The sequence below is a fragment of the Rudaea sp. 3F27F6 genome, from assembly GCF_005503555.1.
Taxonomy (GTDB): domain Bacteria; phylum Pseudomonadota; class Gammaproteobacteria; order Xanthomonadales; family Rhodanobacteraceae; genus Rudaea.
The window spans coordinates 169,804-192,665 of sequence record NZ_SCNG01000008.1 but is presented as its reverse complement, the minus strand read 5'-3'; the positions used below and the strand labels follow the sequence as shown (position 1 = coordinate 192,665).

At 64.6% G+C, this 22,862-nt stretch carries 12 protein-coding genes; 6 read left to right on the top strand and 6 right to left on the bottom strand.

Annotated features, from left to right (window positions below; all coding sequences use genetic code 11):
- Together FFS30_RS22990 and FFS30_RS22985 are read left to right on the top strand one after the other, a co-directional pair.
- A partial coding sequence (locus FFS30_RS22990) for an aminotransferase class I/II-fold pyridoxal phosphate-dependent enzyme (RefSeq protein ID WP_137915538.1) occupies nt 1–547 on the top strand: 547 nt, incomplete at its 5' end.
- Between the two features lie 52 nt (nt 548–599).
- A complete protein-coding gene (locus FFS30_RS22985; protein ID WP_137915537.1) occupies nt 600–866 on the top strand; it encodes a hypothetical protein in 267 nt (88 codons plus the stop codon).
- A 386-nt stretch (nt 867–1,252) separates the two neighbouring features.
- On the opposite strand, the gene FFS30_RS22980 is transcribed toward FFS30_RS22985, so the two are convergent.
- The gene (locus tag FFS30_RS22980) at nt 1,253–1,558 is read right to left on the bottom strand and encodes a hypothetical protein (protein ID WP_137915536.1); all 306 of its coding nucleotides are present in this window, start codon (nt 1,556–1,558) and stop codon (nt 1,253–1,255) included.
- Between the two features lie 45 nt (nt 1,559–1,603).
- Here FFS30_RS22980 and FFS30_RS22975 point away from each other — a divergent pair, with 45 nt between their 5' ends.
- Nucleotides 1,604–13,600, top strand: coding sequence for a DUF11 domain-containing protein (locus tag FFS30_RS22975; protein WP_137915535.1), 11,997 nt, complete (start codon nt 1,604–1,606; stop codon nt 13,598–13,600).
- A 330-nt stretch (nt 13,601–13,930) separates the two neighbouring features.
- On the opposite strand, the gene FFS30_RS22970 is transcribed toward FFS30_RS22975, so the two are convergent.
- Complete coding sequence (locus FFS30_RS22970) at nt 13,931–15,061, bottom strand: NAD(P)/FAD-dependent oxidoreductase (RefSeq protein WP_137915534.1); 1,131 nt, start codon at nt 15,059–15,061, stop codon at nt 13,931–13,933.
- A gap of 57 nt (nt 15,062–15,118) precedes the next feature.
- Between FFS30_RS22970 and FFS30_RS22965 the strand changes: the two genes are divergently transcribed.
- Both FFS30_RS22965 and FFS30_RS22960 read left to right on the top strand, forming a co-directional pair.
- A complete protein-coding gene (locus FFS30_RS22965) occupies nt 15,119–15,571 on the top strand; it encodes a MarR family transcriptional regulator (RefSeq protein ID WP_137915533.1) in 453 nt (150 codons plus the stop codon).
- 182 nt (nt 15,572–15,753) lie between these two features.
- Nucleotides 15,754–17,415 (top strand): adenosine deaminase, encoded by a 1,662-nt coding sequence (locus tag FFS30_RS22960; RefSeq protein WP_212742565.1) that lies wholly within the window; start codon nt 15,754–15,756, stop codon nt 17,413–17,415.
- A gap of 173 nt (nt 17,416–17,588) precedes the next feature.
- On the opposite strand, the gene FFS30_RS22955 is transcribed toward FFS30_RS22960, so the two are convergent.
- Nucleotides 17,589–18,758 (bottom strand): alpha-D-ribose 1-methylphosphonate 5-triphosphate diphosphatase, encoded by a 1,170-nt coding sequence (locus tag FFS30_RS22955; RefSeq protein WP_137915532.1) that lies wholly within the window; start codon nt 18,756–18,758, stop codon nt 17,589–17,591.
- Nucleotides 18,759–18,825: 67 nt separating this feature from the next.
- On the opposite strand from FFS30_RS22955, the gene phnF reads away from it, so the two are divergent.
- A complete protein-coding gene (gene phnF, locus FFS30_RS22950; protein WP_137915531.1) occupies nt 18,826–19,566 on the top strand; it encodes a phosphonate metabolism transcriptional regulator PhnF in 741 nt (246 codons plus the stop codon).
- 108 nt (nt 19,567–19,674) lie between these two features.
- Here the strand turns inward: phnF and FFS30_RS22945 are convergent, their stop codons facing one another.
- Genes FFS30_RS22945 through FFS30_RS22935 form a run of 3 tightly spaced genes read right to left on the bottom strand, consistent with a single transcriptional unit; the run spans nt 19,675 to nt 22,846 of the window.
- The gene (locus FFS30_RS22945) at nt 19,675–20,859 is read right to left on the bottom strand and encodes a TIGR03364 family FAD-dependent oxidoreductase (protein WP_249352596.1); all 1,185 of its coding nucleotides are present in this window, start codon (nt 20,857–20,859) and stop codon (nt 19,675–19,677) included.
- Nucleotides 20,856–22,160 (bottom strand): DUF5690 family protein, encoded by a 1,305-nt coding sequence (locus tag FFS30_RS22940; protein WP_137915530.1) that lies wholly within the window; start codon nt 22,158–22,160, stop codon nt 20,856–20,858. The genes FFS30_RS22945 and FFS30_RS22940 overlap by 4 nt, the downstream gene beginning before the upstream one ends.
- The gene (locus FFS30_RS22935; RefSeq protein ID WP_137915529.1) at nt 22,157–22,846 is read right to left on the bottom strand and encodes an HAD family hydrolase; all 690 of its coding nucleotides are present in this window, start codon (nt 22,844–22,846) and stop codon (nt 22,157–22,159) included. The genes FFS30_RS22940 and FFS30_RS22935 overlap by 4 nt, the downstream gene beginning before the upstream one ends.
- Nucleotides 22,847–22,862: the final 16 nt, after the last annotated feature.

The following is a 22,862-nucleotide window of genomic DNA, read 5'->3' as shown; positions in this document are numbered from 1 at the left end:
AACGGAGCCGCCGCTGGCCGCTCTGGCGCCGGACATCACGCTTCACGTCAACGGTTTGTCGAAGTCGCTCGGTCCGGGTCTGCGCATCGGTGCGCTGGCACTTCCAGTGGAGATGATGGATGCAGCCGAGGCGATCGTTCGCGACATGCCGATGGAGCCGGCGCCGCTGTCCTGTGCGTTGGTGGAGCAATGGCTGGCGAGTGGTCTCATCGTCTCCGTTCAGAAGGATCTGATCGATGAGGCGCGCCGCCGATCGAATCTGGCCGCATCGTTTCTCGGCAGTGCCGGACTGATCACTCATCCCGCGGCCTGCCATGCCTGGCTTCCGGCAGCGCGCGATGTCGCCGATCGCCTGCACTCGGCCGCTGCCGCGATCGGCATCAAAGTCACGCCGCCGCAATCGGTCATGGTTGACGCGGGAGATCGAGCGAGTGGCATCCGCCTTTGCCTGGGCGGGCCGTCGCTGGAAGAACTGACCGAGGCGCTCACCGCGTTCGCTGCCGTGTCGGATACCGTCGCGACATTGCCGCACGCAAACACCAAGTAGTCGCACCGCAAAAGCGCTCGACGTCGCATGCGCTGTTTGTGCCGAGCAATCATTGATCGGCGGCAATGATTTTCTCGCACAGCGATCACGGCATCTCCGCAACGTCGAACTTTCCAGCCAGGGCATGCGTTGCAAAAAGCTGCGGCAGCTTCAACGCGTGCTTCGACTCGGTGTTGCTCAAAACGATCGACGTGACGTTAAAGAGAGCCACGCAATTCACGCCGAAAGCACGGAAACGGCAAACAGCGCAAAGATTTATTTGTCTGCGTGTGCATTGCGAATTTTTTTCGACGCAGGGCAGATGCCTTCCGACCAATAGCTTTGTTGCCATCGGCGCGCAGCGAGTGCGCGGAGGCAATCGGCTCAGTCTCGTTTGTGTGCGCAGGTCGGCATTACCGGCTTGGTAAAAATTTCTTCATATACGAGATTTCGATATTCCGTGAACTCAATCAAACCGAGTGAGGATTGGTGAACATCGGTGAATGAATCTGTTTAACCGATTGGCTATTTTCCCGCCGCAAGCGTGCTGAAGCGCTCGCACCAATATTTCGCATTTGGATCGGGAGTGGGGGAATTGCAGGCGCAGCCGCGTCTCGATTAAGTCTCCGAATACAAGTGCGATTGCGTTCGCGAAACGGCGATGTCGGATGCCGCCTCGCTCAGGAATTGGTGGCCACAGGGGGAGGCATGCAAGCGGGTATTGCACTAGGCGGACGGCAACGGCCATCGGATACCGGCAGTTTTATTTGGCTGGCAGGCGGGCTTGTCGGCGCGTTGCGTCGTGTGGCTGCGCAGTCCACCGAAGCGCATCGATTTGCCGCTGCTCACATCGCCCGGATTCTCTTCGTTCCGGTTCGCCGTCTTCATCGTCCCAGATCTTTTTTCCCCCGTGCGAGTACGCCGCTCGCGGCGGTCGCCGTCGTTTATTGCGCTGCCCCACGCTGCGGTGCGCCGCGCGTATGAGTTTTTGTCGAACCAGAATTCTTCAAGGAAGCTGCCATGTCGGTCCATGCCTCTGATTGTCGTCCTTCCATCATTTCCGTGGCGGAGCAAAACGTGCGCCGGAAGCGGATATCGAAAGGCGGCGGCGTGATCGTCTGCATGTTGGCCGCCGTCGCTGCATTCTTCACGGCCGACGCGGGCGCGACCACGCCCGGAACGCCGGGAACCGCGCAAGCGCCCACGGTGGTTTACCTGGAAGACTTCCAGAACCGCCCGGGCCCGACGCCGATCGTCAAGCTCAACGCCTATACCGGCACAACCGGGCAGACTTATACGGCGGATCCCGCGTGGCTCACGCTGTGCAACGGCTGGATCGCATCCGCCAACCAGTCGATCACGAGCGCGGCACCGATCGCCGATTGCGCGAACGTGCAGAACAGTTGGAACTCGACGCAGCAGCTTTCCGACGCGCTCGGCATGTTCCGCGGGGAAAACGCGACGAATGCGGCGAACAACTACGCGGTATCCGCTTTCACCTCCGGCGATCCCGGCGCAGGAAAAGTCGAATTCCAGACCGCGACGAACATTCCGTTCGTGGCCAACAACCGTTTCGTCACGTTCAGCGTGGACGTCGCCGCGGTGAACTGTTTCGCTGCGCACCCGCTGCTGCAATTCTATTTGCTCGACGGCAGCGGCAACCCGACTGCCGCCGGCGCGCAGATAGACGGCTGCTCTACGACCAACGCGGTCAATGCGCCCGCGGTCGGCGTCGTTGCGGCGCGGGCGATAAACGTCAGCACCTATACCGCGAACAGCGCAGTGCTGATCAGCGGCAACTCGGTCGGCGTGCGCATGATCAACAATCAGGGCAGCGGCACGGGTAACGACCACGCATTCGACAACGTGCAGATTCTCGACGTCACGCCGCAATTGGATAAGTCGTTCGCGCCGACGACGCGCGGAGTCGGCCAGACCACGGTGCTGACCTTCACGGTCACCAACACCAATGAACTCGGAGCAAAGAACGGCTGGTCGTTCACCGACACCTTGCCGACCGGATTGACCGTGACCGCGCCGACTGCGACCACCACGTGCCCGTCCGGTGTGGTCACGGCAGCGGCCGGCGGTTCGACGGTTACGGTGACAGGCAACCTCAACGTCGGCATGACCTCGTGTACGGTCACGGTCAATGTGACCTCGGCGGCGCCGGGGACGTATACCAACAGCGCTTCGAATATCACGGCATCGTCGGGCGTGAGTCTGCCCGGCAGCAGTTCGGTGACCTTCCTTGCGCAGCCGACGCTGGTTCTCGGCAAGGCGCTGGGCGCGCCGCGCTTCGGCGCGGCGGATCAGTTCACGACGTCGATCCGCGCCGGCACGTTCGGCGGAGCGGTGCAGAACGCGACCACGAATTCGACCACGACCGGCACGGGCACGGGCGTCGATGCCGGAACCGGCACGACGGGCGTGACGACGCTCGCGGGCGGCAGCACCTACGTGCTGCGCGAAGATGGCGCGGGTGCGCCCGTTGCGTCGCTCGGCAACTACACCTCGACGATTACCTGCACCGACGCGAATAACGTGCAGCCGGCACTGCCGAGCAACCAGCCCTACAACTCGGCAACCGGATTCACGATCACGCCGGTCCTGGCGGCGGCGATTTCGTGCACCATCGCGAATACGTCGCGTCCGGCGATCACTCTGACCAAGGCGCTGACCAACACACGTTTCGCCATAGCCGACCAGTTCACGGTGGCGATTCGCACCGGCAGTGCGACCGGCACGCCGGTCAATTCGACAACCAATTCCACAACCACCGGTTCCGGCGCAACGGTCACGACGGGCAGCGGCACGACCGGCGCATACGCGGCGACAGCAGGTACGACGTACTATCTGACCGAAGCGTTGACGAGTTCGACGCCGCCGTCGAAGTACTCCGCGACGATTGCGTGCACGGACGCGAACGGACTGCAAAGCGGCTTGCCGAGCGGGGCGTTCAGCGGTTCCGCAACGATCACGCCGGTGAACGGCGCGGCGATTTCCTGCACGCTGACCAATGCCTCGATCGGCGTATCGAAGTTGTTCAAGAATGCGAAGAACCTGACGGACGGTTCCACCTCGGATTCGCGCACGAGTACGATCGGCACGGCGGCGCCGGGCGATACGATTCAATGGGTCGTCAATTACGCGAACAACACCGGCAGCAATGCGACGGTCAACCTCACCGATCTGATCACCAACGGCCAGGTCTACGTGCCGGGTTCGCTGCAAGTTCCGCCAGCGCTGTCGATGCAATACACGACCAACAACGGCAGTACCTGGACGGGAGGTACCCCGCCGGCCGGAGTGAACGGGGTCGGTGCGCTGACGACGGGCAGCAACCGCGTGGCCGGCGTGAACAGCGGGACTTCTTCGCTGGCGCCGCCGTTCCTCGCGAGCACGCTCAACTTCAATACGCCGGGCGGCGACGGCTATTCGGTCGAAGGCTTCAACAACAATATCTATACGGTCTATCACCACAACTCGAGTTCGACCGTGGTGTTCTGCGCGACCATCAACAACACGGTGTGCCCGGGCTGGCCGGCCTATTCGACCTTTGTCGATGCGACGCTGGGCACGCCGCTCGGCGCCGGCACGCCCGGGCTGTACACGACGGCCGGCATCAACGGTTCCTTCATCTACAACGGCAAGCTGTATTGGTCGGTGCAAGCGCTGAATGCCGTCGGCGGCGTGTACCCGATCGGCATGCAATGCCTGAATTTGAGCAGCCTGCAGAGTTGCGGCTTTATCCAGCTCGATACGGTGCCTTTTGCGCGCACCTCGATGAGCGCGGCATTGGTCATCGGCGACGGCATTCGAGCCTCGAACGGCAAGTACTACTATGTTGACGGCAACGGCAATCTGCTTTGCTTCGATCCGGCAAGCGGCGCCAACGGCGCGGCATGCGGCATCACCAATGCGGGCATCGGTGCGCAGCCGGCTGCCAACATCGCCGGCTATATCGGCGAGTTGGGCACGTACGGCGACTATGTGTATTTCACCTACGCCTACAACAACGCGAGCTTTTTGTTCGGCTACAACATTTCGGGCGCGACGCCGACGCTGGTGACCAATCAAGGGACGGGCGGGACGCAACCCGGAAACCAGCCGAGCGAGGTGCTTCCGGTCGTTTCGTCGACCGGCGTCGTGCTCGGCGCCTGCGCGGTCTACAACTCGCTTTGCTTCAGCACGTCGAACACCGCGCTCGCGAATCCGTGGACGGCGACGCAATTCAGTTTCAGCCCGAGCCCGCCGAATCCCGCCCCTGGGCTCGGCTTCGGTACGGGCGTGCTGATCGGTGCGAAGTACTATGTGACGATCGGCAACACGAGCACGAACTGCTACGACTTCGCTGCGCGTGTCGGTAACGGCGCGGTGCCGGCTTGCGCCGGTTTCGCCGGACCGGCCAGCCTGCGCAGCTATACGGTACGTCCGCTCGCCAATCTGCCGGGCTGCATGGCCGCGAACGGTGACGGTGCGCAGATCGTCGTGTTCAGTACGAGCACGGGCGGCGCCTGCGTCAGCGCATCCACGTCGATCACGAAGACGACGCCGACCGGCTATTACTGCGACGGCGGCACGCATGTGTCCAACTGGGACAAGCTGACCTTGGTCGGCCTGACCGGTGCGGAATATGCGCAAGCCACGGTGACGTTGTACGACACCAACGGCAATCCGGTGCCGGGTTTTATCAACGTCGTACTGAGCGGTACTTCACTCGATATTTCCTCGCTGGCTGTCTCGGGCAACTACACCTCGCTGGCCGCGTCGGTCACATTGACGGGCGTGACCAACACGGCGGCGGTCAATGCGGCGTCCGCGGCGCTGTCGTGGAACGGCGACCCGATGCAGATGTGCTACCAGACCGTCGTGCCGCCGGTGTCCTGCCTGACCACGGCGCCGATCGTCGACGTCGCCAACGTGGTGACCACGGCGGGCGGCCTGACCGACGGGCCGGCCGGCACCTCGAGCGGCACGACCTCGTTCACGGCCGCGCCGACGGCGGCGCAGTGCCGGCTCAATTTTGCCAAGACGGCCTCGGCGCCGGCGATCCAGCCGGGCGGAGGATTGACCTACACGATCACGGTGACGAACAACGGCAGCATGCCTTATTCGGCCGCGGCGCCGGCTTCGTTCACCGACGATCTGACCAACGTGCTTGCCGGTGCGAGCTATAGCGACAACCTCACTGCCTCGGCCGGCACGGCGGCGTACGCGGCGCCGGTGCTGTCGTGGAGCGGTCCGCTGGCCGCGGGTGCGGCGGCGACGATCACGTACACGGTGACGGCGAATCCGAATCCGCCGGCGACGATGACGAACACGGTGCTCTCGCCCGATCCGTCGAACTGCTCGTCGGCGTCGCCCGCAGCGGCGTGCACGGTGGTCGTGCCGCCGACGCCGCAGGTGAGTATCCAGAAGAGCACGCCGTCGACGACGCTGACGCCGAACGGCACGATCGTCTACACGATCGTCGCGAGCAACGTGGGTAGCGTGAGTGCGCCGGGAACGCTGGTCTCCGATCCGATCCCCGCCGGTATCACGGGCCAGACCTGGACCTGCGCGACGAGCGGCGGCGCGGCGTGTCCGAACGCGTCGGGCAGCGGTGCGTTGAACGAAACCCTGGCGGCCTTCCCGGCCGGCAGTGCGGTCACCTACACCGTGACCGCGACCGTGAGCGGCACGCCGCCGGCGCAGGTGACGAACACGGCGACGGTGACGCCGCCGATCGGCAGCGTGTGCAAACCGAACAACTCACAGCCGCCGTGCAAGAGCACAGTGACGGTGCCGCCGGTGCCGCAGGTGAATATCCAGAAGAGCACGCCGGCGACGACGCTGACGCCGGGTGGCACGATCGTCTACACGATTGTGGCGAGCAACGTCGGCGCGGTCAGTGTGGCCGGTACGGTAGTGGCGGACCCGATTCCGACCGGTATCACCAGCCAGACATGGACCTGTGCGGCCGGTGGCGGCGCGGCATGTCCGAATGCGAGCGGCAGCGGGGCGCTGAGCGAAACGCTGGCGACGTTCCCAGGCGGCGGTACAGTGACTTACACCGTCACCGCGACCGTGAGCGGAACGCCGCCGGCACATGTGACGAACACCGCGACGGCGACTCCGCCGACGGCCAGCGTGTGCGAGCCGAACAACACGGCACCGCCGTGCACGAGTACGGTCACGGTGCCGCCGGTACCGCAGATCGGCATCACCAAGAGTGCGAACGTCAGCATACTCACGCCGGGCGGCACGGTGGTTTACACGGTCGTGGTGAGCAACACCGGCACGGTCAGCGCGGCGAATACGCTCGTGGCCGATCCGATTCCGACCGGCATCGCAAGCCAGGGTTGGAGTTGTGCGGCGAGCGGCGGCGCGGTGTGTGCGAATGCCTCGGGCACGGGCGCGCTCAACGAAACCCTCGCGACCTTCCCGGCCGGCAGCACAGTGACCTACACGATCACGGCGACAGTGAGTGCGAACCCGCCGGCGCAGGTGACGAATACGGCAACGGCGACGCCGCCGGCGGGCGGTGTGTGCACGCCCAGCAATACGGCCGGGCCGTGCCCGGCGACCGTGACGCTGGCACCGGCACCGCAGGTCAGCGTGCAGAAGAGTTCGCCGACGACGACGCTGACGCCGGGCGGTACGGTCACTTATACGGTTGTCGTCAGCAACGCCGGCAGTGTGAGTGCGGCGGGCACGGTCGTAGCCGATCCGATCCCGACCGGCATTGCCAGCCAGACGTGGACCTGCACAGCCGCCGGCGGCGCGGTATGTCCGAATGCGAGCGGCAGCGGTGCCTTGAATGAAACGCTGGCGACCTTCCCGGCCGGCAGCACGGCGACCTACACGGTGACCGCAACGGTCAGTGCGAATCCGCCGGCACACGTGGTCAATACAGCGACGGTGACGCCGCCGAGCGACAGCGTCTGCAAGCCCGGCAATACGCAGCCGCCGTGCACAAGCACGGTGACGGTGCCGCCGGTGCCGCAGGTGAGCATCCAGAAGAGCACGCCGGCGACGACGCTGACGCCGGGCGGCACGATCGTCTACACGGTCGTGGCGAGCAACACCGGCAGCGTGAGCGCGGGCGGTACCGCGGTGTCCGATCCGATCCCAGCCGGCATCGCGAGTCAGAGCTGGAACTGTGCGGCGAGCGGCGGCGCGGTGTGTCCGAACGCGATCGGCGCCGGCGCATTGAATGAAACCATCGCCACATTCCCCGCCGGCAGTGCAGTAACTTACACAGTAACTGCAACAGTGAGCGCAAACCCGCCGGCGCACGTGATCAACACCGCGACAGCGACACCGCCGACCGGCAGTGTTTGCACGCCGGACAACACGCAGCCGCCGTGCCATAGCACGGTGACGGTGCCGCCGGTGCCGCAGGTGAGCATCCAGAAGAGCACGCCGGCGACGACGCTGACGCCGGGCGGCACGATCGTCTACACGATCGTGGCGAGCAATACCGGCACAGTCGATGCGGCAGGCACGGTCGTGGCCGATCCGATCCCGGCCGGCATCGCGAGCCAGAGCTGGACTTGCGCTGCGAGCGGCGGTGCCGCGTGTGCGCACGCCGGCGGCAGCGGTGCGCTGAGCGAAACCCTCGCGACATTCCCGGCAGGTAGCTTCGTGACCTATACGGTGACGGCGACGGTGGCCGCGAATCCGCCGGCCCACGTCACCAACACGGCAACGGCTGCGCCGCCGACCGGCAGTGTTTGCACGCCGGACAACACGCAGCCGCCGTGCAAGAGTACGGTGACGGTGCCGCCGGTGCCACAGATCAGCATCCAGAAGAGCACGCCGGCAACGACACTGACGCCGGGCGGCACGATCGTCTACACGATCGTGGCGAGCAACGCCGGCACGGTCGATGCCTCGGGCACGGTGGTGGCCGACGCGATTCCGGCCGGTATCGCGAGCCAGACCTGGACCTGCGCGGCCAGTGGCGGAGCGGTCTGCCCGAATCCGAGCGGCGCGGGCAGTCTGAGCGAAACTCTCGCCACATTCCCGGCAGGCAGTTCGGTGACCTACACGGTGACGGCGACGGTGAGTGCGAATCCGCCGGCGCACGTGACCAACACCGCGACGGGCACGTTGACGGGCAGCGTGTGCGAGCCGAACAACACGCCGTCGCCCTGTCCGAGCACGGTGACCGTGCCGCCGATGCCGCAGATCAGCATCCAGAAGAGCACGAACACGACGACGCTGACGCCGGGCGGCACGATCGTCTACACGATCGTGGCGAGCAACGCCGGCACGGTCGATGCGTCGGGCACGGTGGTCGCCGACGCGATGCCGACCGGCATCGCGAGCCAGACCTGGACTTGCGCGGCCAGCGGCGGCGCGGTCTGCTCCAATGCCGCCGGCAGCGGCAATTTGAACGAGACGCTGGCGACGTTCCCGGCGGGCAGTGCGGTGACCTATACGATTACGGCGACAGTGAGCGCGAACCCGCCGGCGCATGTGACCAACACCGCCACAGGTACCTTGACCGGCAGTGTATGCGAGCCGAACAACACGCCGTCGCCCTGTCCGAGCACGGTCACGGTGCCGCCGGTGCCGCAGGTGAATATTCAGAAGAGCACGCCGGCGACGACGCTGACTCCGGGCGGCACGATCACCTACACGATCGTGGCGAGCAACACCGGCAGCGTGAGTGCGGCGGGCACGCTCGTGTCCGACCCGATCCCGACCGGTATCGCGAGCCAGACCTGGACGTGCGCAGCGAGCGGCGGTGCCGCCTGCCCGAATGCGAGCGGCAGCGGTGCGCTGAGCGAGACGCTGGCGACGTTCCCCGCGGGTAGCTTTGTGACCTACACGGTGACGGCGACGGTCGTTGCCAATCCGCCGTCCCACGTGACGAACACCGCGACGCTGACGCCGCCGACCGGCAGCGTCTGCACGCCGGGCAACACGGCGCCTCTGTGCGACAGCACCGTGACGGTACCGCCGGTGCCGCAAGTGAGCATCCAGAAGAGCACGCCGGCGACGACACTGACGCCGGGCGGCACGATCACCTACACGATCGTGGCGAGCAATACCGGTTCGGTGAGCGCGAACGGCACGCTGGTGTCCGATCCGATTCCGGCCGGCATTGCGAGCCAGACCTGGACCTGCGCAGCCAGCGGCGGTGCCGTGTGCGCGAATGCCTCGGGCAGCGGCAACTTGAACGAGACGCTGGCGACCTTCCCGGCCGGAAGCTCTGCGACCTATACGGTAACGGCGACGGTGAGCGCGAATCCGCCGGCGCATGTGACCAACACCGCCTCGGCGACGCCGCCGACCACCAGTGTGTGCACGCCGGGGAACACGCCGCCGCCATGCAACAGCACGGTGACGGTGCCGCCGGTGCCGCAGGTGAGCATCGTCAAGAACACGTCGACAACGACGCTGACGCCGGGCGGCACGATTGTCTACACGATCGTGGCGAGCAACACCGGCAGCGTGAGTGCCGCGGGCACGCTGGTGTCCGATCCGATCCCGGCCGGCATCGCCAGCCAGACCTGGGCCTGTAGCGCGGTGACCGGCGGTGCCTCGTGCCCGAACCCGAGCGGCAGCGGCGCGCTCAGCGAGACGTTGGCGATCTTCCCGGCCGGCAGTTCGGTGACTTACACGGTGACGGCGACCGTCGTCGCGAATCCGCCTGCGCACGTGACCAACACCGCGAGCGCAACGCCGCCGATCGGTAGCGTGTGCACGCCGGACAACACGACCCCGCCGTGCAACAGCACGGTCGTTGTGCCGCCGTACCCGCAGGTGAGTATCGTCAAGAGCACGCCGACGACGACACTGACGCCGAACGGCACGATCGTCTACACGATCGTGGCAAGCAACACAGGCGCCGTCGCTGCAGACGGCACGGTGGTGGCCGATCCGCTGCCGGCCGGCATCGCCAGCCAGAGCTGGACCTGCGCGGCGAGCGGCGCAGCGGCCTGTCCGAACGCGAGCGGCAACGGTGCGCTGAGCGAAACGCTGGCGACATTCCCGGCCGGCAGCGCGGTGACGTACACGGTGACGGCGACGGTCAATGCCAATCCGCCGGCGCACGTGGTCAACACGGCGACGGCGACGCCGCCGATCGGCAGTCTCTGCACGCCGAACAATACGCCGCCGCCGTGCTCAAGCACGGTGGCGGTGCCGCCGGTGCCGCAGATCAGCATCCAGAAGAGCACGACCGCGACGACGCTGACGCCAGGCGGCACGGTGGTCTACACGATCGTGGCGAGCAACGTCGGTACGGTAGCCGCGTCGGGTACGACGGTGGCCGATCCGATTCCGTCCGGGATCTCGGGCCAGACCTGGACCTGCGCCGCCACGGGCGGTGCGGCGTGCCCGAATCCGAGCGGAACCGGTGCGTTGAGCGAAACACTGACGACGTTCCCGGCCGGCAGCACGGCCACGTATACGGTCACCGCCACGGTGATCAGCACCAATCCGCCGGCGCACGTGACCAATACGGCGACGGCGACGCCGCCGACCGGCGGCGTCTGCGAACCGAGCAACACGCCGCCGCCGTGCAACAGTACGGTGATCGTGCCGCCGGTGCCGCAGATCGGCATCACCAAGACGGCGAGCACTTCGACGTTGATCCCGGGCGGCACGGTCGTCTACACGATCGTGGTGACCAACACGGGCTCGGTCGATGCGGACAATACGGTCGTATCCGATCCGATCCCGGCCGGCATTGCGAGCCAGACCTGGACGTGTGCGGCGAGCGGCGGCGCGACGTGCCCGAACCTCAGCGGTACGGGGGCGTTGAACGAAACTTTGCTGGAGTTCGATCCGGGCAACACGGTGACGTATACGGTGACCGCGACGGTGAGTGCGAATCCCCCCGCGCAGGTGATCAACACCGCGACGACCACGCCGCCGGGCGGGGGCGTGTGCACGCCGGGCAATACGACTCCGCCGTGCAGCGCGACGGTGACCGGCACGCCGGTGCCTCAGATAAGCATCGCCAAGAGCACGAACGCGACGACGCTGACGCCGGGCGGCACGATCACGTACACGATCGTGGCGAAAAACAGCGGCAACGTCAGCGCGACGGGCACGGTGGTATCCGATCCGATTCCAGCGGGCATCGCGAGCCAGACCTGGACGTGTGCGGCGAGCGGCGGTGGCGCATGTCCGAACGCATCGGGCAGCGGCGCGCTCAATGAGACGCTGGCGACGTTCCCGGGCGGCAGCACCGTGACGTACACGGTGACCGCGACGGTCAGCGCGAATCCGCCGGCGCACGTGACCAACACGGCGACGGCGACGCCGCCGACCGTCAGCGTCTGCGCGCCGGGCAACACGCCGCCGCCGTGCAACAGCACGGTGACCGTGCCGCCCGTGCCGCAGGTGAGCATCAAGAAGAGCACGCCCGCGACGACACTGCCGCCGAACGGCGCGATCACGTACACGATCGTGGCGAGCAACAGCGGTGCGGTGAGTGCGGCGGGCACGGTGGTGTCCGATCCGATTCCGGCTGGCATCGCGAGTCAGACTTGGACGTGTGCGGCAAACGGCGGTGCTGCGTGCCCGAACGCATCGGGCAGCGGTGCGTTGAGCGAGACCTTGGCGACCTTCCCGGGCGGCAGCGCGGTGACCTACACGGTGACCGCGACGGTGAGCGCAAATCCGCCGGCGCACGTGGTCAACACGGCGACGGCGACGCCGCCGACCGGCAGCGTCTGCACCCCGGACAATACGCCGCCGCCGTGCAACAGCACGGTGACGGTGCCGCCGGTGCCGCAGGTGAGCATCCAGAAGAGCACGCCGGCGACGACGCTGACGCCGAACGGCGCGATCGTGTACACGATCGTGGCGAGCAATACGGGCAGCGTAAGTGCTGCCGGCACCGTGGTGTCCGATCCGATCCCGAGCGGCATCGCCGGCCAGACCTGGACCTGCAGCGTCGCCGGCGGTGCGGTCTGTCCGCATGCGAGCGGCAACGGCGCGCTGAGTGAAACCCTGGCCACGTTCCCGGCCGGCAGCTCGGTGACCTACACAGTGACCGCGACGGTAAATGCGACGCCGCCGGCACACGTCACCAACACGGCCGCGGCAACACCGCCGACGGGCAGCCTGTGCACACCGGCCAACACGCAGCCGCCGTGCACGAGCACGGTGGTCGTGCCGCCGGTACCGCAGGTCAGCGTCACCAAGACGGCGAATACGCCGACGCTGAATCCGGGCGGCACCATCGTCTACACGGTGACGGTGGCCAACACCGGCGCGGTGCCGGCCAACGGCACGCAGGTGTCCGATCCGATCGCGACCGGTCTGGCGTCCTATTCGACGACGTGCGCGGCGTCGGGCGGGGCGATATGTCCGAACGGGGCGGGTCCGTACAGCGGTGCGTTGAACGAGACGATTGCGACCTTGCCGGTCGGTGCCAGTGTGGTCTACACGATCACCGCGACGGTCAGCGCAGCGCCGAGTGGGTCAGTGACGAATACCGTCAGCGTGACGCCGCCGACGGGTGGATTGTGCACGCCGAACAACACGCCGCCTCCGTGCACCGGCACGACGACAAGCTCGCCGCCGAACATTTTCGATCCGCCGTTCATCAACAAGGGCGCGACGCTCGTCGATGCGCAAACCCTGTTGTGGACGATCGTGGTCGACAACAACCGCAACCTGGCGGCGCAGAATCTGGAGATACGCGACCCGATGCCGGCGAACATGACGTTCGTAAGCGGTACGCTGACGTGTACGACGTTTGGTTCATCGACCATCAGCAAGTGCGCCTTCGATGCAGCGAACAACCGCATCGTGGTGGACGCGCTGATGCAATCGGACTTCGGCGTCGCCAATGGCGCAGCGGGACCGAACCGGCTGTCCATCGTGTTCCAGGCGCGGTTCGTAAAAGGCCCGGTCGCAGTGACGAACACGGCCTCGGCCTGCTGGGATCCGCAGAACAACACGAGCAACGTGACGGCGTGCGCACAGGCGGTACAGGGCTCAGCACAGTACACGCCGCCTGTGCCGGTGGTGCCATCGCCGATCGACTCGAACTGGATGCTCTGGCTGATGGTCATCATGCTGGCGTACCCCGCGATCGCAGGGCTGCGCGGCAGGCGATGAGCATCCGCCCAGACGGATGACATTTCGCGAGAACCGAAAGCCCCGGCGGTGCCGGGGCTTTTTTTTATGCGACTCTCCTGCGGAAAATCACAAGGAGAACGGCGATCGCGGCGATCATGTCCTATCGGCGCGAGACGGATCTTTTCGCTCGACGCTATGTTGTCGAGACGATCGCGACCGATGCCTCGGGCGGCAACGCGATGGTGAAGGACTCTGTGCAAATGGCTCGATGTCACCTGGCTGCATCAGTGGCCGATCCGGACTGCCCGCGGGGTGCCGATCAAAGAACCTTATCGTGGGTAGGAAAGGGCAGCTAACCGTAGATTCTGCTTAGGTCACTGCAGAGGGTTGCGCTCTGATCTTTTCGATCATGGCTAAGGTTTGTCTGGGCCAAGTGAACGCAGCGGCATTGCAACGTTCGGCGATATCTTTGACACGAGCCAGCATGGCACGCTCGTAGTCGGCGGTGGCGGCATTCCAATCGGAATTCTGGACGAGGCAATGGGCCAACTGACGCGCGTCTTCCAACGCCATATTGACGCCTTCGCCGCCAAAAGGCGCCATGACATGTGCGGCATCTCCCAAGAGCGTGATTCCGGCAATCGACGGCCATGCTGTGCCGCCCGGTAAGACGCACAAGGATCTGAACTGGGCAAAGCCGTTCGCCGCGAGCGCGAAGGCGCGCAGGGAATCGCTCCATCCGTCGAGATGATGCAGCAGTTCGCTGACGTCGACGCGCGTGTCCCGATTCAATCTGCCGATTTCGCCGGCATCGTCTCGAATGAGCAAATACACTTTTACCTGGCCGCCACTGCTGCGCTGGGCAATGAGGCCGCGATCGATCGCGACGGCGCCGATTTTTCCACGCGGCAGCAAGGCGGCCAGGGCGGGATGCAAAACATCGATGTTTTCGATGTCCCATTCGTAGTAGACGAGCCCGGTCGGCTGCGGCGTCTGAGGCGTTATCAGTTTGCGGACGCGTGACCAGGCTCCGTCCGCACCTACGACGAGATCGAAGCGACCGACGTCACCCTCGTCGCTCATCAAGCGATGACCCTCGGCGGCGGAGGCAACCCCTTGGATTTTTATATTCCACCGCACCGTGCCCGGCGCCAACTTTGCGAGCAGCAGATCGCGAAGCTGGCCGCGGTCGATCTCGGGACGAACGGCCTCTGAAAAATCGCGGGTAAGCAGAAGATTGCCTTCCTGATCGTAGAACGAGTCGCACTGGTCCTCGTAGCGGGCCAGCGCGTCGAATTCCCTGCGCAGACCGGCTTCCTCAATCGCCAGCAGCCCCGAATCGGCGTGAAGGTCCAGCGAGCCGCCCTGGCGGCGCGCACCGGCGTGACTGTCGGCCTCGAAGATCGAGACGTCGAAGCCTTGGGATTGCAGCAAACAACCGAGCATCAGGCCGCCTGGGCCTGCTCCCACGATTGCGATCGGACGCGCACTGGACATCATCGATAGCTCGCTTTAAATTAGTTAGGTACCTTATATTATATTTAGGATGCTAAGTAAATGACAGAATCGCCTTGGGCTCCACGCGAATCCGTCTCTTTTTGGATCAACCGCGTATCTCGATCGTTGCTTCGTGCGCAGGATGATGCGCTGAAACCACTGGGTTTCAGCGTGGGTCAGCTGTCCGTGCTGAGAACGCTCAAAAGCGGAGAGCCGACGTCGCTGATCGAGTTGGCTCGCAGCGCCGGTGTCGAACCGCCTTCAATGACGCAAGTGGTGGCGCGGATGGAGCGCGACGACATCGTGCAGCGAGTGCCGAATCCAGACGATGGGCGAAGTGCGCTGATCTCGCTGACGGATTCGGCAGTAAAACGCCTTCCCTCGGCGCGGAAGGCTTTGATGGACGTTGAGAAAAATGCGATCGCATCGCTCAGTCAGCAGGATCGCGAAATGCTGATCGATTTGCTCAAAAAAGTCGGCGTGAGATTGGGGTTGGCAGAGGAGCTTGATTGAGCGGTCGCACGCTGCTTTGATCTATTTTCGGGCTGCATTCGCGGTGTCGCAGCGTTGCCCCAAAGCGATGCGCGCGGGCATAATTTCAGTGTCGGAACGTATCCGTCTGCTGTGCGGAAATCCCGTTGGAGTAGGCGCGGGATCCAATAGACTTTGCCACGTAATTTCGCCGGATGATTCCCATGGCCGCTTTCGACCGCGACGCAGGTTCGCGTCTTCTCCGAATCATCGCGACACGCGTATCCGCTATCTGCTTTACGCCCGGCCAAGGCGAAATCGCAGCAAGCTCAGGTACAATCCAAAGCGCGTTCGGCCGACCGGCATTTCTGCTGCTAAGCGTCCTCCTCCTCGCGATGACGGCATCGGCCGCTGCTAGATCGGATCAGGCGACGGCAGAAATGCAGACGGCAGCATACTTCGAGCGTATCGCCGACAGCCCGCCAAAGCTGCGTATGTTCCTGCAGGCGATGCCGAAGGGTGCCGATTTACACAATCACCTCGGCGGATCGGTATACGCGGAGGACTATCTTCATTGGGCGGACGCGGACGATCTCTGTATCGCCACAGACAGCTATCGCATCGTCCAGCCGCCTTGCAACACGCCTGGGCGCATGCCGGTTCGCGGCGTTGCCGAGAACGATTATGCGCGCTACAGCCGGGCGATCGATACGCTGTCGGTTCGCGGTTGGGAAAACCACGTCGGCGATCCGGCGGTTGCGGGATACGACCGTTTCTTTTCGACCTTCGATGCGTTTCGCGGCGCCGCGGAAGGCAATGTCGGCAAGGCAATTGCCGTGACGCGCGAGGCTGCCGCCCGCGACCATGTCGGCTACGTGGAACTGATGGTGAAGCCGAAGGCAGCGCGGGCGTTGCAGCAGGCTGTCGAAACAAAGGCCGGCACCGACGACGACTTTGCCGCGCTTTCTTCGATATTGAATCCTCTACTGCCCGCCGTGATTGAGCAGGCGCGTGCCGAATTCGACGGTTACGATACCGAGATCGCCGCTATCGAAGGCTGCAAAACGGCTCAACCCGCGCCGGCGTGCGCTGTCGAAGTCCGCTACCAAATTCCGGCAAGGCGAAATCAATCGGCGGCGCGGGTATTCGCCGAGTTTGCGCTCGGCTTCGCGATGGCGGAAGCCGACCCGCGCTTTGTCGGCGTCAACATCGCCGCACCGGAGCACGATCCGGTGTCTTTGCGCGATTACACCTTGCATATGCGCATGCTGGCCTTCCTGAAGAGCAGGCATCCTGCAGTGCCTCTCTCCCTTCACGCCGGAGAACTGACACTCGGCCTCGTTCCGCCGCGTGATCTGCATTCGCATATCCGCGACGCGGTGGAGATTGCCGGCGCCAAGCGCATCGGTCACGGCGTCGATATCGCCTATGAAGGGGAGGCTCCGAAACTGTTGAAACGCATGGCGCGCGATCGAGTCGCGGTGGAGATCAATCTGTCCAGCAATGCGGCGATTCTCGGTGTGAAAGGAAGAGACCATCCATTGACGCTTTACCGCGAAGCTGGAGTGCCCGTAGTACTGTCGACGGACGACCAGGGTGTATTGCGCAGCGACATGACCAACGAATACTTGCGCGCAGTGCAGGAGCATCGACTGCGCTATCTCGATTTAAAGCAAATTGCGCGGAACGGGTTGGAGTATGCGTTTGTTTCCGGTGCCAGCCTGTGGCAATCGCATGTTGGTGGAGCGACAGTCGCACCCTGCGCGACATCGGGTGCAGTGCCCAGCATTGCTTGCACGCAGTTTCTCAATGCCAATCCAAAGGCTCAATTGCAGTGGCGACTCGAGCAGGATTTGGCAAAGTTTGAAAGCGGGCTGTATCAGTAAAGCGAGACTGGACTGAGTGTAAGTTTGCACGTGCGATGCGCTGCATTCGGTTCGGTAATCGCGGCGGGACCACACTTTCCGAACCTGGTTTTCCGATCAGCGCAACGCATTGAGGCTCCGGCTGTGCGACCGCCTTGCGGAATAGGGTGGCACGGTGCAGTTGGACAAAACGTTCAGTATCGACGCAAGCCGTCGACCCAAGTGGCCATCGCAATCGGCTGCTCTTGTATGTGGCGCACACGTACCAGGTCGGCGCGCAAGCCCACGGCGATCGCTCCGCGATCGGCGAAGCCGAGCAAGTGGGCCGGCTTTTGCGTCACCGTCGCGACGGCCAGCGGCAGGTTCCATCCCGGCTGCGAGGCCAGGATGAAAGCGCCGCTAAGCAGGCTGCCGGGTACGAAGTCCGAAGAGAGTACGTCGAGGCAGTTTGCTCGAGCGAGTTCGATCGCTGCGACATTGCCCGAATGCGAACCGCCGCGCACGAGGTTCGGCGCGCCCGCGACGATGGCCATTCCGGCTTCACGCGCGGCGCGCGCCGCTTCGAGCGTGGTCGGAAATTCGGCGATCTTTGCGCCTGCAACATATGCCTCGGTTACATCCTCGGAACGGGTGTCGTCGTGGCTCGCCACCAGCAGACGGTGCGCGTAGGCCGCATTTATCGCGAATTCGAGATGCTTTCTGCGCAGGCGCTGTTGTTGCTCGCGGCGTGCATCGAGAAGCGCGGCGAATTCGACGTCGTTCCAGGTCACGCCATTGCGTGCATAGTGACGCCGATAGTGCGCGATGTCGCGATACTGACGCTGGCCCGGCGTGTGATCCATCAGCGAAAGTAGCCGCGCTCGATGGTGCGCGCAAAGCCGCTCTATCAGGGCGGGCAACTCCGGATACGCCAGTTCGCAGCGCAGGTGCAGCCAATGATCGCAACGCAGTAGTCCTTGCGCACGAGCAGCGTCGAGCGCATCCACGCATTCGAACAGGGTCGAACTGCGCGGATGGCTGTCTTCGAGATCCCCGAGCGCGAGTGCATTCAATGCGGTGGTGATACCGGCCGCGGCAAGGGCGGCGTCGTGGGCAAACACCGCTGGCATCGGCGGCCAGGCGACACCGCCGCGGGGAATGAGCTGCACGTCGAGATGGTCGGTATGCAGTTCGACCAAGCCGGGCAGCAAATAGTCACCGGCGAGATCGATCGAATATTCGTCTTCGGCATTGGGGACGATGGCGTCGATGCGTCCGTCGCGCACTCGCAAAGCGCCGTGCACGATGCGATCGGGCAGGACGAGTTGCGCGTTGCTCAGGGTGAAGTCCGCGGCGGAATCGCGGAGATGAGAAAGGGTTGTCATGTGGAGGTCATCGTGCAATGGAAATATGTCGGTATCGAGTAGGCCGTGATTGTTAAATCCGCGAGATATGACCATCGACCAGGCCAGCATCGATCGCGAATGCGCGCAGCCGTTGTGGCAGCAGATAGAATCGCGGCTGCATAGCGATATCTCCTCCGGCGCGCTTCTGCGCGGCGCACGGCTGCCTTCCGCGGGAACTTTGGCGCAGAGTCTTGGCGTGAATCGCCATACAGTGCGGCGCGCATTGGCGGCACTGGCGCAACGGGGACTCGTGCGGGTAGAACCGGGCCGAGGCACGTTCGTTCCGGATGCCGCGATCGACTATCCGATCGGCAAACGCACGCGCTTCCGCAACAACATGGACCGGCTTAGCGTCAGCCGCCTGTGCGAAGTGCTTGAAATCGAGCAAATCGTGCCGAGCACGCGCATCGCCGAAGCGCTCGCCCTCGTGCGCCATGAGTGCGCCTGGCGTGTGGAATACATAAGTCGTGCCGACGGCCGCGCGTTCGATCATTCGGAGGCCTACTTTCCGGCGGCGCGGTTCCCGGCTCTCGACGGCGTGTTCGCGCGCACCCATTCGGTGACGGCAACGCTGGCCGAATTCGGCGTCCGCGATTATTTCCGTCAGCACACCCGCGTTGCCGCACGCCTGCCGAGCCCGGCAATCGCCCGCGCTCTCGAACAAACGGTACGCCGCCCGGTGCTCGAAGTGGAATCGCTCAATGTCGATTCGCGCGGCGTGCCGGTGCAATACGGGCTGACGCGCTTCGCCGGCGAACGCGTACAGTTGTTGATGAGCGCCCAGTAGATCGCGGCCGTTGTTGACAGCGAGTCCGCGACAACTTGTTGGTTGCTTGCCTGCGCTGACTCTTTCGCAATCTGGCTTGCTAGCGGATACGACTGAATCGCTCTTGCTCTATCCGTGTCGATCCGCGTTGACGGCTGTTCCGTTGTCCGATTGAGCAGACGCGTAGCGACCCTCGACGAGTTCTTCGCACAGGCCGAACGACAGGGTCATGCCGAGTCCGCCGCCGCCCGGTGCGTTGACGATGGTGACGCCCGGTTCCGCCTCGAGCACGAGTTCGCTGCGCCCGTCGGTGAGTTTGGGATAGATGCCGTGCCAGCTTTGCGCGATGCGCCAGTCTGGAAAATTCGCGAACCGGCGCAGGTAGTCGAGCATCTGCGTATTGATTGAGGCTTCATCGAACGGATCGTGCGTATGCGCGTACTCGTGCGAGTCGCCGGTAGTGATTTGGCCGAGACCGTTCTGCACAGCCATTACATGGATGCCGCGCGCCAGCAGGTCCGCATGTTCGTGCGCATAGCGCGCGCGCAGTGCGGCCACGCCCGGCGCGACTTGGAAGCCTGGGTAGTGCACCATCGACAAGCCAGCGCACAACGCGGGGCCGAGCTTGAAATCCGCGGGCTGCGCAACGAGTCGAAGCATCTGCAGCTTGCACTTGGTGATCGGCGCGCTGTCGTACAACTCTGGGTAAAGCGTCTCGAAATCGGCCCCGCCGGCAACATAGATCGCATCTGCGCTGTAGCGACGCATACCGCTCCACACGTGCGGGTACTCGATGCGGTTGACGGCGTGCCGCCAACGGAACTCGACACCGTGGCGCTCGTGCAGCCAGCCAGGCAGGGTGCGCAGGGCGACACGCGGGTCGAGAACCATTTCGTCCTCGCTCCACAGCGCGCCGCGCAAACCTTCGCGCACGATCGCCGGCGAACGCGCGAATGCCGCGTCGGCGTTTAGCACGGAGCACGGGCGCAGCTTCGCGTTCGCGGCGACGTATTCTTCGATCACGTCCATCTCGTCGGCGGCATAGGCCGCGTGCAGACAGCCGGAAGGCGAATACCAGACGTCAGTCGTGTCGAGGAATTCGCGCCAGATCGCACGCGAGCGCAGGGCGCGCTCGTACGCGGTGCCATTGGGCACGCCGATCGGCCAGATCATGCCGAAGTTGCGGATCGAGGCGCCCACGGCGCGCTCGTTGCGCTCGAACACGGTGACCTTGTAGCCGCGCACGGCGAGTGCGCGAGCGAGGGCGAGCCCGATGATACCGGCGCCGATCACGATGGCAGTGGGTTGTTTCACTTGAGGACACCTGCAAGTACGGGAACGGAAAAAGCAGCGGCAGCTGCGCGGCGTGCTTTGTAGCTGAAGTAGACCGCAGACGCGGCGACGCAGATCGCGCCGAGAACGGAAAGAACGAGCACGCAGGCGGCGAGAAAGCCGGTCCAGGACACGTGCAGCACGCCGCTCTCGCGCAGCATGATGACGCCGATGCTGCCCAGGTAGCCGCTGGCGTCGCACAGATACATCATGAAGCCGACGTTGCCGGAGCCTTGAAACGTGGCCATAAGGCGCTCTTCGAAGGCGCAGGTGAACGGCACGTAGGCGAGGTAGAGACCGAAGCCGATCAGCCCGAGCCACCACAGGGCGGGCAGCCAATGCATTTCGAATGCGAGCGTCGCCACGCCGGCAACGACGACGCCGGTGAACATCATCGCGTGCACGGTCATCAGCGCGCGCAGATTGTCGCGCACCAGCATCAGTGCTGCCGTGCACAGCAGCAGCGCAAAGGCGATCGGTGTTTCGATCTGGGTGAACAGGCCGACGCGATTGCCGTAGCCGAGCTCGGTGAATACCTCGACTTCGAAACTGTCGCGAAAGTCGCGCACGACCGTCAGCGCGGTGTAGCACAGCACCATCATTGCGATGCCGGGCAGAAAGTGGCGGGCAAAGCGCCGGCGCACGTCCGCCGACATCGGCACGCGCGCGCCGCGCAGGGCGCGATCGGTTTCATCGGGGGCGGGCAGGCGCTCGAGCAAGACGATGCTGGCGACGAGCAGCGGCGCGAAAGCGAGGCCGGTGACGAGCGGCATCCAGTATTCGCTGACGCCGAGCGAGAGGAAAAAGCGGCCGGCGGTCTTGGTAAATCCGGAGGCGAAGATCAGGCTGCTCGCCATGATCGCGCCCATCAGCTCGGTCGCGCGTCGGCCTTCGAGGTAGCTGAAAAGCACGCCCCAGACGAGACCCAGCGGCAAGCCATTGAGGAATAAAAAGACGAGGTTCCACGGTGCGGGTACCACGGCAAAGCCGAGCAAGGCCGCCGCGGCGAAGGAAATCAGGATCAGCAGGAAACGCCCGCGCCCGACGCGGCGCAGTTCGGAGATCAGTTTGATGCCGGCGAGCTTGCTGACCAGATAGCCGACGATCTGCGCCATGACCAGCAAGGCCTTGTAGTCGAGGCCAAAGAACTGCTCGCCGCTGAAGGTCGCCGCGGTGAACGGACGGCGGAACGCATACATGCACAGGTACGCCGACATCGCCGCGCAGCCGGCAAGCACGCTGGCAGTGTGTGGGCTGCGCCAAAGTGTGCGCGCTGCGTTCATGCGCCGTCGCCTGCTTGCATCAGCGGCAGCAGATCGTCGAGCCGGTCGATGATCCGATCCGGGGCGTGGGCAGCGAGCGCGTCGCGTGTATACGCTCCGGTCGTCACCGCGACAACCAGTCCGCAGTTGGCATTGCGTCCCTCGCGGACGTCGACCTCGGTATCGCCGACCTTGACCACGGCGCGCGCGTCGCCGACTCCGCACTGCGCCATCAGGGCGCGGATCATGTAGGCAGCAGGACGGCCTTCGGCTACTTCGTCCGTGGCGATCAGAGCATCGATCAGCCCGCGCTCGCACCATTGAAAGCGCGTGACGATGGCATCGGCGATCGCGCGCGAGAACGCGGTATCGAGTGCGACCTGGATGCCGGCGGCGTGCAGGGCGGCGAACAAGGCCTCGCTACCCGGCATCGGCTCGACGCGCGGATCGTGCCGATAGGCGTCGAGCATGCGGGCGACGAAGTCGGCATGAATGCGGGCGATGCGCGTCGAGTCGGATTCCAGGCCGGCATCGCGCAACAGGCGAGCGATCGCTTCGGGTTTGGCATAGCCCATCAATGCCTGCGCGGCGTCGAAGCTCGCGGTGCAGCCGTCGCCAGCGAGCGCATCGATCAGTGCTCGTGCGACCAGGCCCTCGTCGCGCACCGTGGTGCCCGCCATGTCGAAAACGACCAATTGATATTTCATCGTGGTTTCACTGTGT